This window comes from Tenacibaculum todarodis, from assembly GCF_001889045.1.
In the GTDB taxonomy this organism is placed as follows: Bacteria; Bacteroidota; Bacteroidia; order Flavobacteriales; family Flavobacteriaceae; genus Polaribacter; species Polaribacter todarodis.
Map to the genome: position 1 here is coordinate 2,087,526 of NZ_CP018155.1, position 15,289 is coordinate 2,102,814.

Sequence of the window (15,289 nt, forward strand, 5' to 3'; positions counted from 1 at the left end):
GTTTTTAGTTTTAAATGTTTAATTTTTAGTTAAGTTACTTTGCGATGTTTTAACTATAGAAGTCAAAATTCTAATTAACTCATGTATATCTGAAAGCTCATTAGCAACATCAATTTTTGTTAAATCACTTTCTTTTAATAACCTTAACCAATATTTAGTTTCTCTTGCTTCTTTTGAAGAAATTGACATTTTTGCTGTAAAATCTCTTTTACTTTGTCCCGCTAAAGCCTCTTCTATATTTGCTCCAATTGAAGTTCCACTTCTTAATATTTGTCTTGAAATTATAAATTCTTTTTCAATTTGAAGTTTTTTATAAAGTGATATTATCTTTAAAGAAAACTGAAAACTCTTTCTCTGCACTATACTTTCTTTCATAACTATTTTTTAACTCAAAACTAAACATTAAAAACTAAAAACTCCGATAGGCAATTATCGGAAAAACCTCTCCTTTTTTAAATTCTGTTTTATCGTTTGGTAATTGAATAAAAGCATCTGTATTAACCAAACTTGCTAAATCTCCAGAACCATTTCCTTTAATTGGAGTTGCTACTAAATGTCCGAGTTTAGTTTCTAATTGTACCTGTAAAAAATAAGTTAAATTAGATTTAAAAGTTACATCTGCATTTAAAATTGCAGTTTCTTCTTTGGTTTTTAATCCAATAGATTTATAATACCACGGATAGAAATACGCCAAACAGTTTACAAAAGTCGAAATTGGATTTCCTGGAAATCCAAACACATTACAATTATTTGTTTTTCCGTAGAAAAATGGTTTTCCTGGTCTTTGAGTTACTTTATGAAATAGTTTTTTAACACCTAATTCATCAAAAACTTCAGGTAAAAAATCGTATTTTCCTTTACTAACCGCGCCACTAAAAAGCAAGACATCGTATTCTTGTAAATACGTTTCTATTTTAGATTTTAAAACTGGTTTATCGTCAGTTATATGTGTTGTTTCTGACGGAATATCTAATCGTTCCAACAAAGAAACTAAGGTAAAAACATTGCTTCTTCTTATTTGATGTTCAAGCGGAATTTCATCAACACCAACCAACTCATCTCCAGTAGAAACAATTAGTACTTTGGGTTGTTTTGCAACTTTTACAACTGATTTTCCAACGGTTGCAAAAACGCCAATTTCTGCAGCAGAAATCAATTTATTTTTCGCAATTAAAACGTCATTTTTGCTTTTATCTTTTCCTTTTACGTGAATGTTTTGTTTGTCTTTTATATCATTTACAGTAATTATTGCAATTCCGTTTTCAAGGACTACATCTTCATATCTAATAACGGTATCGCAATTGTTTGGTAAAACTGCTCCAGTCATTACTTCAATACAATTATCAGCATATTGCATTGACAATTGTTCACTTCCTGCAGCTTGAATTCCTTCAACTTTAAAACCTCTTTGTCCGTTTTTGAAATAAGTATAATTAATTGCAATTCCGTCCATAGAAACTCTATTAAACGGAGGAAAATCTCTATCTGCAACAATATCTTCTTTTAAAATTCTACCAACAGACTTTATAAACGGAATTTCTTCAACGCCAAAATCTTGAGTTGAGTTTAAAATTATATTTTTTGCTTGCTCTACTGAAATCATTAAAACTATCTAAAAATTATTACAATTCCACCTAATATTAAAATAGCAATTATACCCCAGGAATCTATATTACTAACTCTTTCCCAAATGCCTTTATCATTATCTCTTTTAGATTTACCTACTCTGTAAACAAAGTAAACAATTCCTAAAACCAACATAGCTGAACCTATTAAAGTATCTCCTAATTTCTCTTCCATTTTACTTTTTTAGATTCCTGCCTACGCAGGAATGACATCCAGACTTTTAAACAGTTACACGAATAAACAAATAAACGAAAAACTAACCTCCAATTGTACTCATACTTTCGGAAACATCTCCTTTTGTTCTATTTGCTTCTGCTATAAAACCATTTTCTGGCTTTTCTTTTATCAAACTTAAAAAGAGCTCTTTTAAATCGTCATTTGAAGCACCATTTCTTATAAAATCTCGCAGATTAAAAACTCCATCATCAAACAAACAATTTTTAAATGTTCCGGTTGAAGTGATTCTAATTCGGTTACAATCGTTACAAATTGTTCTTGTAAAAGCAGGAATAATTCCAACGGAACCTACGTGATTTTCAATTGAAAAATTACGCGAAGTTGATGATTTTTCAGACTGAATTTCTTCAACCAAAAACTCACTTTTTATTTCATTTAAAATCTTTTTAAAAGTCCAATTCTCCTGCATTTCTCGCTGTCCTTTTCCATTAAAAGGCATTTCTTCTATAAACCTAACTGTAATGTTTTTGTCTTTTGTTAAACGAACAAAATCGTTAATTTCATCTGTATTAATACCAGATTGTACAACAACATTCAGTTTTAAATTCATACTACTTTTTTCTAAAGCTTCCATGGTTTTAAAAACTTCATCAAAAACATTTCTACGTGTAATTTCGTTGAACTTATCGGCTTTTAAACTATCAATACTTAAATTGATATTCTTTACTTTTTTTAGCTTCTCTAAGGTTTCAATATGATTATAAATCAACGCGCCATTTGTGGTAATATTTATATCTTCTAACAAATCGTTAAAAGACAACATTTCTAAAAACCCAACAAAATCTTTACGTACAAAAGGTTCACCTCCAGTTAAACGAATTTTATTTACGCCCAACTCTGTTAAAACACGAATTAAACGATACATTTCCTTAAAAGTTAGCAATTCTTTTCTTGGCACAATATCAATTCCGTGAGCTGGCATACAATATTGACAACGCAAATTACAGCGATCTGTAACCGCTAACCTAACGTAGTTTATTTGACGCCCAAAATTGTCTATTAATTTACTCATATCGTAAAGGTAGTAATTCTACATTTTTCAGCATATAGAATTAATAAAAATTGTATTTTCGTTTAATGCCAACTCCATTAGAACTTCAACTAAAAACACTACCAAATTCACCTGGTGTTTATCAATATTTTGATAAAGACGATGGAATTTTATACGTTGGTAAAGCTAAAAACTTAAAAAAACGTGTTACTTCCTACTTCACCAAGAATCACGAAAATGGTAAAACACGTGTTTTAGTAAAGAAAATTGTCAGCATAAAACATATTGTTGTTAATACTGAGACTGACGCATTATTATTGGAAAACAGCTTAATTAAAAAGCACAAACCTCGTTACAATATTCTTTTAAAAGATGATAAAACATATCCTTGGATTTGTATTAAAAAAGAACGTTTCCCAAGAATATTTTTAACTCGAAATGTAATAAAAGATGGTTCTGAATATTTTGGACCTTACACTTCCGTAAGAACCGTTAGAGCCTTGCTAGATTTGATAAAAGAAATTTATCCGTTAAGAACTTGTGCTTTTGATTTACATCCAGAAAAAATTAGCACAGGAAAATATAAAGTCTGCTTAGAGTATCATTTAGGAAACTGTAAAGGTGCTTGTGAAGGTTTGCAAACTGAAGGAAATTATCAGCAAGAAATAACAGCAATTAGAAGTATTATTAAAGGGAATTTTAGAGAAACTCTGGCGAAATTCAAGGAAATGATGTTTGATTTTGCTGAAAAAATGGAATTTGAAGAGGCTCAAAAAATTAAAGAAAAATTAGATTTACTGGCTAATTACCAAGCAAAATCTACCGTTGTAAACCCAACGATAAATAATGTAGATGTTTTTTCTATTATTTCTGATGAAACACACGGTTATGTTAACTTTTTTAAGATTGCAAACGGTTCTATAATTCAATCTTACACTACAGAAATTAAGAAAAAATTAGATGAATCTGATAAAGAGTTACTAGAACTTTTTATTATTGAAACGCGCCAACGATTCAATTCTCAATCTAAAGAAATTTATGTTCCTTTTAAGGTTGATGTAGGCGAAAACACAAAAGTAACCGTTCCAAAATTAGGTGATAAAAGGCGTATTGTTGAGTTATCAGAAAGAAATGCTAAGTATTATCGCATGGAACAGTTTAAGCAAATAAAAATTGTTGATCCAGATCGTCATGTAAAAAGGATTATGGCGCAAATGAAAAAGGATTTACGTCTTTCTGAAGAACCAAGACATATTGAATGTTTTGACAATTCTAACATTCAAGGAACCAATCCCACTTCTGCTTGTGTAGTATTTAAAAACGGAAAACCGAGTAAGAAAGATTACAGACATTACAATATAAAAACGGTTGAAGGTCCAGATGATTTTGCTTCCATGGAAGAAGTAGTTTACAGACGTTACAAGCGTTTACTTGCAGAAGACGAACCTTTACCGCAATTAATAATTATTGATGGTGGAAAAGGACAACTTTCATCTGCTTTAAAAAGTTTAGATATTTTAGGTTTACGTGGGAAAATTGCGATAATCGGAATTGCAAAACGATTAGAGGAAATTTATTATCCAGGAGATTCGGTTCCGTTGTATTTAGACAAGAAATCAGAATCACTTAAAATTATACAATATTTACGTAATGAAGCGCATCGATTTAGCTTAACATTACATAGAAACAAAAGGAGTAAAAGTGCTATTCAATCTGAATTAGAGCAAATTCCTGATGTTGGCAAGCAAACTATTACAACTTTATTACGTAAATTTAAATCGGCTAAGCGTGTTAAAACTGCTACTTTAGATGAACTTTCTTCAGAAATTGGTAACGCAAGAGCTAAAAAAGTATACGAATATTTCAACCAAAAAAAGCAATGAGAAAGCTAACTTACTTACTATTACTTGTATCATTTTTTGTATTTTCTCAAGAACAACCCAAAGTTGGTTTAGTTTTAAGTGGCGGTGGCGCAAAAGGATTTGCTCATATTGGCGTTTTACAAGAATTAGAGAAAGCAAATGTGCAAATAGATTATATTGGAGGAACCAGTATGGGATCTATAATTGGCGGATTATATTCTAGCGGTTATTCTTCTGAACAAATACTTGAAATTGTAGGCAAAACATCTTTTATGCCTTTGCTACGTGATGAAATTCCACGAAGAGAAAAACCCTATTTTGAAAAAGCTCACGGAGAAAAACACGCAATATCTTTACCAATTAGAAATAACACAATTGGTCTTCCGTTAGGCTTATCAAAAGGACAAAATGTACTGAATTTTTTAACTGAATTATTAGCCCCAGTTGATGGAATTACGGATTTCAAAAAACTACCTATTCCATTTTTTTGTATTGGAACTGATATGGAAACGGGAAATGAAGTACTCATGGAAAAAGGCTCTCTTCCTTTGGCTTTAAGAGCTAGTGCTTCTTTCCCTTCTTTATTAAATCCTGTTGAAGTTGATGGTAAACTAATTATTGACGGAGGTGTTGTAAATAACTTCCCGGTAGATATTATGCAGAAAAAAGGCGTAGATATTATAATTGGCGTAAACGTTCAGGGTAATTTATACAATAGAGAAGAATTATCTTCGGTTGCATCAATATTAGGGCAAATAATTAATTTTCAGATGTATAAAAAAGCAGATGATCAAATTAAATTAGTAAATATTTATTTACGTCCAGATATTCTTGAGTACAATGTTATCTCTTTTGAAAATACGGAAGCTATTATTAATGAAGGAATAAAGGTTGCCAAACCTTATAAAGCTGTTTTTGATAGTATTGCCAAACTTCAAACTATAAAAAGACCGAAAGTAAAAATTAATCTAAATAAAGAGCCTTTTCTATTAGATAGAATAATAATTGAAGGAAATAAAAATTACTCTAAAAACTACATACTTGGTAAACTATTAATTAAAGAAGGAGATAGTATTTCTTACAAAGAATTATCAAAAAAAATAAACACACTTACAGCTACCAAAAATTTTGAACGTATAGATTATCATTTTGAGAAATCGTTTAGTGGAAAAAAATTGGTACTTAAAGTAAAAGAAGATAAAACCAAGTCTTTTTTAAAACTAGGTGTGCACTACGATTTACTTTATAAATCTGGAGTTTTATTAAATTACAATCATAAAAAATTATTGTTTAAAAATGATGAATTATCAGTTGATGTCGTTGTTGGAGACAGGATTCGCTATAATTTAGAATACTTTGTAGACAATGGACTACCGTTGAGTTATGGGTTTTCATCAAGATATAATACATTTTCCTCTAATGTGTTTTTTAACACAAATAATATTAATAAGATTGATATTAGATATAGAGATTTTACAAATGCATTCTATATACAAACTACTATAGATAAAAAATTTGCTTTTGGTTTTGGAGTAGAGCATAAAAATATTGAAGTATCCTCAGATACTTTTTTAACCAACAACCAAGACACTTTTTTTGATGACAGCAACTATGTAAATACTTTTGGTTTTTTAAGATTAGATACTTTTGATAAAAGCCAATTTCCAACAAAAGGCTTCTATGCTAACTTAGGTTTTAAATGGTATATGTGGTCAGATAGAAATGAAATTCTACATAAATTAGATGCATCAGCAGGCGATTTTAATCAGTTTTCACAGATAGATGGAACCATTAGCTTTGCTACAACATTTTGGGATAAACTTACCTTGCAATATACTTCTGAAGCTGGTTTTACTCTAGGCGAAGAGGACTCCGAAGTTTTTGATTATAGACTTGGTAGTTATAATAAAAATTACATTAATACATTTTACCAAATGTATGGTTATGATGTAAGTGAATTAACCAACCAAAGTTTTTTACGTTCGGAGCTTGAACTCAGATATCGTTTGTTTGATAAGCATTATGTAACAGGTTTAGCCAACTTTGCTCGTGTAGAAAAGAATGTTTTTCTTGGAGGAGAATTATTTAAAGACATTAAATCTGGCTATGCATTTGGTTACGGTATAGAAACCCTAGTTGGTCCTGTAGAATTAAAATACAGCTGGTCTCCAGATCATAGTGAGCATTATTGGTTGTTTAATCTTGGGTTTTGGTTTTAGAAAGATTTTCTAATTCTTGAAAGAAATCTAAAAATGAAATTTCTAAAGCGTTTGTAATCTTTAAGATTGTTAAAAGAGAAGTATTAATTTCAGCTCGCTCAATTCTACCAATCTGATTAATAGGAATATCAGCATCATTTGCTAAATCTTCTTGTGACATTTTTTTTTGAACTCTAAAATATTTTAGTGTATCACCTATATTATTTAAAAAAAGTTCTTCTTGTTTGTTTATCACACACAAATGTGTGAATAGCATTAATTTTTTATAAACACATATTTGTGTTATTTGAATTTTATTTATACATTTAACCAGAAAAATTGTTAGAAGACAAGCTATGATGTCTTCTTATTGCTAAAAATTTACTAACTTTAATTTTATTACTATGAAAAAGATTACACGATTTTATCGTATACTTATCTTATTTATTATTCTTTTTGGAACCTCATTATTTCTTTGGAATTGTGAAGATGATAATTCTGTTATTGAAAAAGAAGAAATTGGACATCATGATGGTAAACAACCAAATGAAGTGTCATTAGATTTCTTTAAAAACACAACAAAAATTTTTAACCTTAAAAAGCATTTAAAAAACAGGCGGAGAGAAGTTGAAAATAATACAATGGAAAGAAATGAAACGTATCGCTTTGAAGATTTTGAAATTGATACAACTCTTGTAAAACAATTAGTAATAGAATCTGATAATTCTTCTTTCTCCTTTAAGATTAATTTAAAAGAAAATATAGTAGAAAATGAAACTTATAATTTGCTGATAAGAAAAATAGAAAATGAATGGGTAAGTACAATTTTTTTATTTGTTAAAAACAACGATACCTCAATTCCTAAAATATTCTCAAGTATCGAAGAAGTTTATAGTGAAAATGGGGTTCCAGATAATTTACAATCTCGCTGGGTTCATTACTTTGGAGAGGTGACTACCTACCATTGTACTTATGGAGGAGTTGGGCAAGCATGTTATCAAGGATGTGATGGTTGTCCCGAATATTGTGCTACAACAACAATGACTTATGAAACAATTTTTGTAGATGATGGAGCTGGAAGTAGCTACACAAACTCATCTAATATTGGTTATTATAACCCAGGAGAAGGAAATGGAACACAAAACCCTGCATGTGAAGCTTCAACCCAAGGAGATTTAGATGGAGATTGTGCTATACAGCCTTATGAAGAGTGTTTAAGAGATTCAGAAATAATAAATATAAACTCATATAATAATTTAACCCCTCGAAATAGAACGGCTATAAGAAATTTTATTAGTCAAAATGGATGCTCTACAGACACCCAAAACTTTGCAGAACTGGCTATTGAAGCACTAGATAATGACGGTGTAGATGATGGAGAAGTAGATTTTGAGGATAGAATTATTAATGAATTAATTGGTAGTGCTAAATGTATTTTTAAAAGATTAAAAACTTTAAGTTTATTTAAAGGTACTATAAAGAAGTTTGAAAATAGTGATTATGATTTAATTATTAGTTACAGACCTTGCAGTAGTGGAGCTTCTCAATGTACTAGCGATGAGTTTATTGATATTGGAATCATTGAAATGAAATTTCCTGGTGGTTTAAATAGTTCTTATTTAGATTTTGCTGCAACTATTTTGCATGAAGGTATACATGCTGAACTTTATAAGTATGTGCAGGAAAGAAATAATGGGGTTGATGTAAATGATAGACCAAACTTAATGTATCATTACTTTAATCTTAAAGCAACAGTAGATCCAATGTTTTTAGATGCTACTGTTCAGCATGAACATATGGCAGATAAATATGTGAAGCCTGTTGCAGAAGCAATTAGAGAATTAGACGGTAATAGATACCCTTTAGACTATTATTGGGGTTTTGCTTGGGATGGTTTGAGACCTTACGGAATTAATCATTATTTAGATAGTAATAGTGGTAATTATATACCGTTGAATGATGCAGGTTTTTCCCAAAAACAAGCTTTAGTTAATTCAACAAGTCCTTTTAATACCCAAACTTTTAATCAGAATTGTAATTAGAATATTATGAAAGCTACATCCTATTTAATTTTAGTAGTCATTTTTTTTTCTTGTCAAAAGGAAAAGATTAGAAACTATGAAGAAGAGAATACTTATCAAATAGTTACTTCTCTATTAGATGAATATAAAAGTTATATTGTTTTACCTCCTATGTTAACGAGACCACCAGGTGCCAAAAATCAAAAATTAACAATTCAAGATAGTTTGTGGATTTATAAGTATCACTACAATCAATTAATAAATAAGAAAACTATTGCTGTAAATAAAAACATATTTGGAGTAGAAAAAAACTATAGTTTTAGAGGTAAATGTAGCATAGTGGATGATAAATTATTAGAAAAATTCAATAGCTTGAAAGAAAATAAAAAAATTGATGTATCAAAAGTCACTATATATGGAAAAGATACTTTAATTCAATATAAAGAAGAATTTAAAAAATTACCATGGAGTGGTTTTAATAAAATGGATTTGTTATTAAATTTTTCAAGAATTGCTTTTAATAAAGAATATAATAAAGCTATAATTATAGTAGGAGCTTCTAAAGGACGCTTAAATGGAGTTTCTACTTTATTATACCTAGAAAAAGTTAATTATGTGTGGCAAATTAAATGTCAAAAAGGGTTGTCTATTTCTTAAAACAAAAAAGTCCCGCAACAAATTTGTTGCGGGACTTTTAATATGATAAAAGTTTGCCTCTTATTTACGTTTAATTTTAAACTTGTAATGTAAATAAGTATAAGCATCACGAGGTATAATAGTAATCCACTTTTTGTGTTGTAAAAACCATCTAAATCTAATAGAATTAATTCCTTTAGTTAAATAAGCTGCTATAAAAGGGTGCACATTTAATGCTACCTTTTTATTTTTAGGATTAGAAAGTACTTTTTCTAATTCTGCTTCAATCTTATCTAATAAAACAATTGGGGCTTCCACTTGGCCATTTTTATTTGGATTGGCTTCGGTAGTTTTAATGCTCAACTCTGGTCTTACTCGTTGACGCGTTATTTGTACCAAACCAAATTTTGTTGGCGGTAATATTTTATGCTTTGTTCTGTCAAAAGACATTTGTTCTTTTAAATGCTGAAATAATTTGTTTCTATTTTCAGCCTTATGCATATCAATAAAATCAACAACTATAATTCCACCCATATCACGCAATTGTAATTGTCGTGCAACTTCTGTGGCAGAAATCATGTTAACTTCTAATGCTGTGTCTTCTTGAGAACCTGCTTTGTTAGAACGGTTTCCGCTATTAACATCAATAACGTGTAGTGCTTCGGTGTGCTCTATTACTAAATAGGCACCTTTGCTCATAGAAACTGTTTTTCCAAACGATGTTTTTATTTGACGTTCTATCCCATATTTCTCAAATATTGGAGTCTCTGAACGATGAAGTTTTACAATATTTTCCTTTTCGGGATAAATTTCTTGTAAATACTCTTTAATTTCTTGTTTCAAATCTTTATCGTTGGTTACAATGTTTGTAAAAGATTCATTCATTACATCTCTTAAGATAGAAGATGCTCTGTTAAGTTCACTCAATATTTTTGTTGGTGTGTTTGTGTTTGCAATGCGCTTACACATAGTTTTCCAACGCTCTAATGAGTTTTGTAAATCTTTGTCAAGTTCTGCTACTTTTTTTCCTTCTGCAACAGTTCTTAAAATAACACCAAACCCTTTAGGCCTAATGCTTTTTGCTAATCTTTTTAAACGTTCTTTTTCTTTTGGATCTTCTATCTTTTGAGATACAGATACTCGATTAGAAAAAGGAACTAAAACTAAATATCTACCAGCTATAGAAAGCTCTGAGCTTAATCTTGGGCCTTTTGTAGAAATAGGTTCTTTTACAATTTGTACTAATAAGTTTTGACCAGATTTTAGTACGTCGTTAATGCTACCGTCTTTGTTAATGTCTTTCTGAAATTGAAAGTTCTTTAAAGTGAATTCTTTATACTTACCTGTGCTTACTTTCTTAATAAAACTATTTAAAGATTGTACCTGTGGCCCTAAATCATGGTAATGTAAAAAACCATCTTTTGGGTAACCAACATTTACAAAACTGGCGTTTAAACCCGATAATACTTTTCCTATTTTGGCAAGAAAAATATCGCCAACAGAGAATTTATTATCACTTGTTTCTTTATTTAATTCAATAAGTTTTCCATCTTTTAATAAGGCAAAATCAATATCAGATGCATTTGAACGAATTATTAATTCAGTTTTCATAATCTGAAAAGTTTTAACACTACACTTAATTGTGTAGATGGTTTTATTGTAAGGTATGTATATACCGTGCGAGATTGATTTGTGACAATCTCAATGTCAATGAACTTTGTTTGTGTCTCGTAATTAAACGAAAAAGTAAGCTAAAGCTTACTTTTTCTTCTTGTGTCTATTTGCACGAGCTCTTTTCTTACGTTTGTGTGTAGAGATCTTTGCTCTCTTTCTTTTTTTACCGCTTGGCATAATGTTTAATGTTTTAAAACCCTTTTAAAGGTCGGTTGTTATTATTTAACTAATACTTTGCTTTTTACTCCTTCTGTAAATGTTTTAGCAGGCTTAAAAGCTGGAATATTGTGTGCTGGAATCTTTATAGTTGTATTCTTCGAAATGTTTCTTCCTGTTTTTTCTGCTCTTGTTTTGATGATAAAACTACCAAAACCTCTTAAATAAACATTGTCTCCATTTTCTAAAGCACCCTTAACTTCAGTCATAAAAGCTTCAACAGTTGCTAATACATCTGCCTTTTCAATTCCTGATTTATCTGAAATTTTAGATACGATATCTGCTTTCGTCATAATATTATATTTTTGTATTTGTTTTCTTAAAATGCGGGTGCAAATATATGATAATTAATCTATTCCGAAAATGTTTAACATTAAAAAAAACTTAATTTTAAAACGTAATATTGCAACTTTAATTTTTAATTATGGCTTTTTCTAACACTTTAATTTTCTGGTACTTACAAAATAACAGGGAATTACCTTGGCGAAAAACCAAAAACCCATACTTTGTTTGGCTTAGCGAAATTATGCTACAACAAACAAGAGTTGCTCAAGGTTTACCTTATTTTCTAAAGTTTACAGAAGCATTTCCTACGGTTTTTGACCTCGCTAAAGCGGAAGAAAATACGGTGTTAAAATTATGGCAAGGCTTAGGATATTATTCAAGAGCACGTAATTTACACTTTACAGCAAAACATATTGCAAGTGAATTAAATGGAGAATTTCCGGATAATTACAAAGAACTATTACAATTAAAAGGAATTGGAGATTACACAGCATCTGCAATAGCATCTATATGTTTTAATAAACCAAACGCTGTTGTAGACGGAAACGTTTATAGAGTACTATCTCGATACTTCGGAATTAAAACACCTATTAACTCTTCTGCAGGAATAAAAGAGTTTAAAGCATTAGCACAAACTTTAATCGACTCAAAACAACCAGGAACATACAACCAAGCAATTATGGACTTTGGCGCGCTTCACTGCAAACCTCAAAATCCGTTGTGTCATAGCTGTCCGCTAGCAAACAGTTGTGTTGCGCTTGAAAAAAAGCTAATAAAAGAGCTTCCCATAAAAGAAAAGAAGATTAAAATAAAACATCGTTATTTTAATTTCTTAGTTGCAGTAACTGATAAAAATGAAACAATTATAGAAGAACGAAAAGGTAAAGGAATTTGGCAAAATCTGTATCAATTTCCATTGCTAGAAACTTCAAGAAATATTGATGAAAAAGAAGTAGTAGCTTCTGAAGAATTTGAAAACTTATTCCCTTTTGAAAGCACTATTTCTCTCTTTAACACAAAGGAGATTGTACATAAACTATCGCATCAACATTTACACACTCGATTTTGGATTGTTAAAACTTCCGAAGTAAAAATAAAAACTTACAACTGGAAAATTGTTAAAGAACAACCCGTTCCTGTGTTAATTTCAAAGTTTTTAGACAACTATTTATCAACTGAATAACAAAATTACTTATCTTTGATATACAGTAAAAATTAAAGCTATGGCAGGTACAATAAACAAAGTTATATTAATTGGTAATTTAGGAGACGAAGTAAAAATGCATTATTTTGATGATCAAAATTGTGTTGGACGTTTTCCAATAGCTACTTCAGAAAGTTACACCAATAAACAAACTGGAGAAAAAGTTACTACTACCGATTGGCATAATATTGTTGTTAGAAATGGTTTGGCTAAAGTTTGCGAAAAATATTTAACAAAAGGCGATAAGGTTTATGTGGAGGGGAAACTAAAAAACCGTCAATGGGAACAAGATGGCGTAAAACGTTATTCAACTGAAGTTCAGGTTACAGAAATGACAATGTTATCTCCTAAAAAAGATAGCGGAAATACAAATATTCCGCCAGCAACAAACCAACCAGTTGCCAAAAAACCAACAGAAAAAACGGTTACTCCCGAAGAGGAAGACGATTTACCATTTTAATTAAACTAAAAACCACATAATTGGACCCAGATTCCGGATTTTTATTTATAGCTTTTTCCGCCATTAACACAATGGTAAGCATCAACATAGTAATAGTAATTATATTATTAATTTGTTCTGCATTAATTTCTGGAACAGAAGTAGCCTTTTTTTCACTTTCACAGCATCAACTTACCAAGCTATCTGACCAAACCAAAGGAGAAAATATTGTTGTAAAACTATTAGAACATCCTAAAAAATTACTAGGAACCATCTTAATAACAAACAATTTTATCAATATTTTAATTGTTTTATTATTTGCTTCTTTAGGCGAAGTTTTTTTCAGCAATTTAACACCTGCTATAAAATTTTTGGTTGAAGTTGTATTAGTTACCTTTCTAATTTTATTGTTTGGCGAGGTTTTACCCAAAGTATATGCCACAAGAAAAGCTATGAAGTTCTCTAGCTTTATGGCTAAACCAATTAGTATCTTAAACACATTATTAACACCACTAAGTTTACCTTTAATTAGCTTAACAAGTATCGTTGAAAATAGATTAGGAAGCAAAAACAACAACTTATCTGTTGAAAGATTATCACAAGCTTTAGAACTAACTTCAGAAGGAGCAACTACTAAAGATGAACAAAAAATATTACAAGGAATTGTAAGCTTCGGAAACACAGAAACGGTTCAAATAATGAAACCAAGAACCGATGTTTTTGCGCTTTCTGATGAAGAGCCTTACGAAGGTGTTTTACAAAAAATCCTAGAAAAAGGTTTTTCTAGAAACCCTGTTTACAAAGAAAGTATAGATAATATTATTGGTGTTTTATACGCCAAAGACTTATTAGCACATCTAAATAAGAAATCTTTTAAATGGCAACAATTATTACGTGAACCCTTTTTTGTTCCTGAAAACAAAAAACTAGACGATTTATTAGGTGATTTTAGGGAAAAGAAAAATCATTTAGCCATTGTTGTAGATGAATATGGTGGAACAAGCGGAATTGTAACTTTAGAAGACGTAATCGAAGAAATTGTTGGAGATATTAATGATGAATTTGATGAAGACGATTTATCTTATTCTAAGTTAGATGAAAACAATTATGTTTTTGAAGGAAAAACAACAATTAAAGATTTTTGTAGGGTTTTAGATGACGATGATGAAGAGAAATTTGAAGATGAAAAAGGCGAAAGTGAAACTTTAGCCGGATTTATTTTAGAGGTTTCTGGAAAATTTCCGAAGAAAGGCGAGAAAATAAACTTTGCCAATTATACGTTTACCATAGAAGCGTTAGATAGAAGGCGCATTAAACAAGTTAAAGTTACCCGAAATGCGTAGTATTATTTTACTTATTTGTAGTGTTATTTTTATTTCTTGCGGAAGCGAAACTTTACCAAAACCCAAAGGTTTTTTAAGTTTGCAATATCCTGAAAATAGCTATCAAAAATTATCTTTAAAAAGACCCTATACTTTTGATGTTTCAAAACAAGCAACCGTAAAAGACCTACCAAAAAATTGGTTAAAAATTACCTATCCAAAATTAAAAGCTTCTATAGATATAACCTACAGACCTGTAAAAAACAACTTAAGAGAATTGTTGGTTGAGTCTGAAAAATTGGTTTTTGAACACGCAATTAAGGCTGATCAGATTTCTGCTCCAAGAGAATATATTAATGATGAAAAAAAAGTTTTTGGAAGTATATATCAAATTGAAGGAAATGCAGCTTCTCAAGTACAATTTCATGCAACAGACAGCACTAAACACTTTTTAAAAGCTTCTTTATTTTTCTACACAAAACCTAATTACGATTCTATTTTACCCGCAATTAATTATATTAAAAAAGATATGATTAAAATGATGGAGAGTTTAGAGTGGGAGGAATAATTTGTATATA

Annotated in this window: 15 protein-coding genes; 8 read left to right on the top strand and 7 right to left on the bottom strand. The window is 30.0% G+C overall.

Annotated elements, in window-relative coordinates:
- Nucleotides 1-18: 18 nt before the first annotated feature.
- The 4 genes from LPB136_RS09505 to moaA form a co-directional block, all read right to left on the bottom strand.
- Nucleotides 19-375, bottom strand: a complete 357-nt coding sequence (locus LPB136_RS09505; protein WP_072556096.1) for a four helix bundle protein — start codon at nucleotides 373-375, stop codon at nucleotides 19-21.
- A gap of 34 nt (nucleotides 376-409) precedes the next feature.
- Nucleotides 410-1,603: a molybdopterin molybdotransferase MoeA gene (locus LPB136_RS09510; protein ID WP_072556097.1), complete on the bottom strand. Its 1,194-nt coding sequence runs from the start codon at nucleotides 1,601-1,603 to the stop codon at nucleotides 410-412.
- Nucleotides 1,604-1,608: 5 nt separating this feature from the next.
- On the bottom strand, nucleotides 1,609-1,800 hold the full coding sequence (locus tag LPB136_RS09515; protein WP_072556098.1) for a hypothetical protein: 192 nt from the start codon (nucleotides 1,798-1,800) through the stop codon (nucleotides 1,609-1,611).
- An 82-nt stretch (nucleotides 1,801-1,882) separates the two neighbouring features.
- Nucleotides 1,883-2,875 (bottom strand): GTP 3',8-cyclase MoaA, encoded by a 993-nt coding sequence (moaA, locus tag LPB136_RS09520; protein WP_072556099.1) that lies wholly within the window; start codon nucleotides 2,873-2,875, stop codon nucleotides 1,883-1,885.
- 65 nt (nucleotides 2,876-2,940) lie between these two features.
- Between moaA and uvrC the strand changes: the two genes are divergently transcribed.
- Together uvrC and LPB136_RS09530 are read left to right on the top strand one after the other, a co-directional pair.
- The gene (gene uvrC / locus LPB136_RS09525; protein WP_072556100.1) at nucleotides 2,941-4,737 is read left to right on the top strand and encodes an excinuclease ABC subunit UvrC; all 1,797 of its coding nucleotides are present in this window, start codon (nucleotides 2,941-2,943) and stop codon (nucleotides 4,735-4,737) included.
- Nucleotides 4,734-6,935: a patatin-like phospholipase family protein gene (locus LPB136_RS09530; protein WP_072556101.1), complete on the top strand. Its 2,202-nt coding sequence runs from the start codon at nucleotides 4,734-4,736 to the stop codon at nucleotides 6,933-6,935. Before uvrC ends, LPB136_RS09530 begins: the two co-directional genes overlap by 4 nt.
- Here LPB136_RS09530 and LPB136_RS09535 read toward each other — a convergent pair.
- Nucleotides 6,913-7,191 carry a helix-turn-helix domain-containing protein gene (locus LPB136_RS09535; RefSeq protein ID WP_072556102.1) on the bottom strand — a complete coding sequence of 93 codons (279 nt, stop codon included), beginning with the start codon at nucleotides 7,189-7,191 and terminating at the stop codon, nucleotides 6,913-6,915. The genes LPB136_RS09530 and LPB136_RS09535 overlap by 23 nt on opposite strands.
- A gap of 127 nt (nucleotides 7,192-7,318) precedes the next feature.
- Here LPB136_RS09535 and LPB136_RS09540 point away from each other — a divergent pair, with 127 nt between their 5' ends.
- Nucleotides 7,319-8,956, top strand: a complete 1,638-nt coding sequence (locus LPB136_RS09540; RefSeq protein WP_072556103.1) for a hypothetical protein — start codon at nucleotides 7,319-7,321, stop codon at nucleotides 8,954-8,956.
- Nucleotides 8,957-8,962: 6 nt separating this feature from the next.
- Entirely contained in the window at nucleotides 8,963-9,592 is a 630-nt protein-coding gene (locus LPB136_RS09545; RefSeq protein ID WP_072556104.1) for a hypothetical protein, read from the top strand.
- 60 nt (nucleotides 9,593-9,652) lie between these two features.
- Here LPB136_RS09545 and LPB136_RS09550 read toward each other — a convergent pair whose 3' ends face one another.
- Both LPB136_RS09550 and LPB136_RS09555 read right to left on the bottom strand, forming a co-directional pair.
- Nucleotides 9,653-11,182 (bottom strand): Rne/Rng family ribonuclease, encoded by a 1,530-nt coding sequence (locus tag LPB136_RS09550; RefSeq protein WP_072556105.1) that lies wholly within the window; start codon nucleotides 11,180-11,182, stop codon nucleotides 9,653-9,655.
- Nucleotides 11,183-11,463: 281 nt separating this feature from the next.
- A complete protein-coding gene (locus tag LPB136_RS09555) occupies nucleotides 11,464-11,772 on the bottom strand; it encodes an HU family DNA-binding protein (RefSeq protein WP_303435322.1) in 309 nt (102 codons plus the stop codon).
- Nucleotides 11,773-11,885: 113 nt separating this feature from the next.
- Between LPB136_RS09555 and mutY the strand changes: the two genes are divergently transcribed.
- Genes mutY through gldD form a run of 4 tightly spaced genes read left to right on the top strand, consistent with a single transcriptional unit; the run spans nucleotide 11,886 to nucleotide 15,279 of the window.
- Complete coding sequence (gene mutY, locus LPB136_RS09560; RefSeq protein WP_072556107.1) at nucleotides 11,886-12,929, top strand: A/G-specific adenine glycosylase; 1,044 nt, start codon at nucleotides 11,886-11,888, stop codon at nucleotides 12,927-12,929.
- A gap of 40 nt (nucleotides 12,930-12,969) precedes the next feature.
- Nucleotides 12,970-13,410: a single-stranded DNA-binding protein gene (locus LPB136_RS09565; protein ID WP_072556108.1), complete on the top strand. Its 441-nt coding sequence runs from the start codon at nucleotides 12,970-12,972 to the stop codon at nucleotides 13,408-13,410.
- A gap of 20 nt (nucleotides 13,411-13,430) precedes the next feature.
- The gene (locus LPB136_RS09570) at nucleotides 13,431-14,732 is read left to right on the top strand and encodes a gliding motility-associated protein GldE (protein ID WP_072556109.1); all 1,302 of its coding nucleotides are present in this window, start codon (nucleotides 13,431-13,433) and stop codon (nucleotides 14,730-14,732) included.
- Complete coding sequence (gldD, locus tag LPB136_RS09575) at nucleotides 14,725-15,279, top strand: gliding motility lipoprotein GldD (protein ID WP_072556110.1); 555 nt, start codon at nucleotides 14,725-14,727, stop codon at nucleotides 15,277-15,279. Before LPB136_RS09570 ends, gldD begins: the two co-directional genes overlap by 8 nt.
- The last annotated feature ends 10 nt before the right edge of the window (nucleotides 15,280-15,289 follow it).

Bases quoted from the DNA above. Each gene is read 5' to 3' on its own strand.
- LPB136_RS09505 (WP_072556096.1), bottom strand. From the start codon at position 375: ATGAAAGAAAGTATAGTGCAGAGAAAGAGTTTTCAGTTTTCTTTAAAG.
- LPB136_RS09510 (WP_072556097.1), bottom strand. From the start codon at position 1,603: ATGATTTCAGTAGAGCAAGCAAAAAATATAATTTTAAACTCAACTCAA.
- LPB136_RS09515 (WP_072556098.1), bottom strand. From the start codon at position 1,800: ATGGAAGAGAAATTAGGAGATACTTTAATAGGTTCAGCTATGTTGGTT.
- moaA (WP_072556099.1), bottom strand. From the start codon at position 2,875: ATGAGTAAATTAATAGACAATTTTGGGCGTCAAATAAACTACGTTAGG.
- uvrC (WP_072556100.1), top strand. From the start codon at position 2,941: ATGCCAACTCCATTAGAACTTCAACTAAAAACACTACCAAATTCACCT.
- LPB136_RS09530 (WP_072556101.1), top strand. From the start codon at position 4,734: ATGAGAAAGCTAACTTACTTACTATTACTTGTATCATTTTTTGTATTT.
- LPB136_RS09535 (WP_072556102.1), bottom strand. From the start codon at position 7,191: ATGCTATTCACACATTTGTGTGTGATAAACAAACAAGAAGAACTTTTT.
- LPB136_RS09540 (WP_072556103.1), top strand. From the start codon at position 7,319: ATGAAAAAGATTACACGATTTTATCGTATACTTATCTTATTTATTATT.
- LPB136_RS09545 (WP_072556104.1), top strand. From the start codon at position 8,963: ATGAAAGCTACATCCTATTTAATTTTAGTAGTCATTTTTTTTTCTTGT.
- LPB136_RS09550 (WP_072556105.1), bottom strand. From the start codon at position 11,182: ATGAAAACTGAATTAATAATTCGTTCAAATGCATCTGATATTGATTTT.
- mutY (WP_072556107.1), top strand. From the start codon at position 11,886: ATGGCTTTTTCTAACACTTTAATTTTCTGGTACTTACAAAATAACAGG.
- LPB136_RS09565 (WP_072556108.1), top strand. From the start codon at position 12,970: ATGGCAGGTACAATAAACAAAGTTATATTAATTGGTAATTTAGGAGAC.
- gldD (WP_072556110.1), top strand. From the start codon at position 14,725: ATGCGTAGTATTATTTTACTTATTTGTAGTGTTATTTTTATTTCTTGC.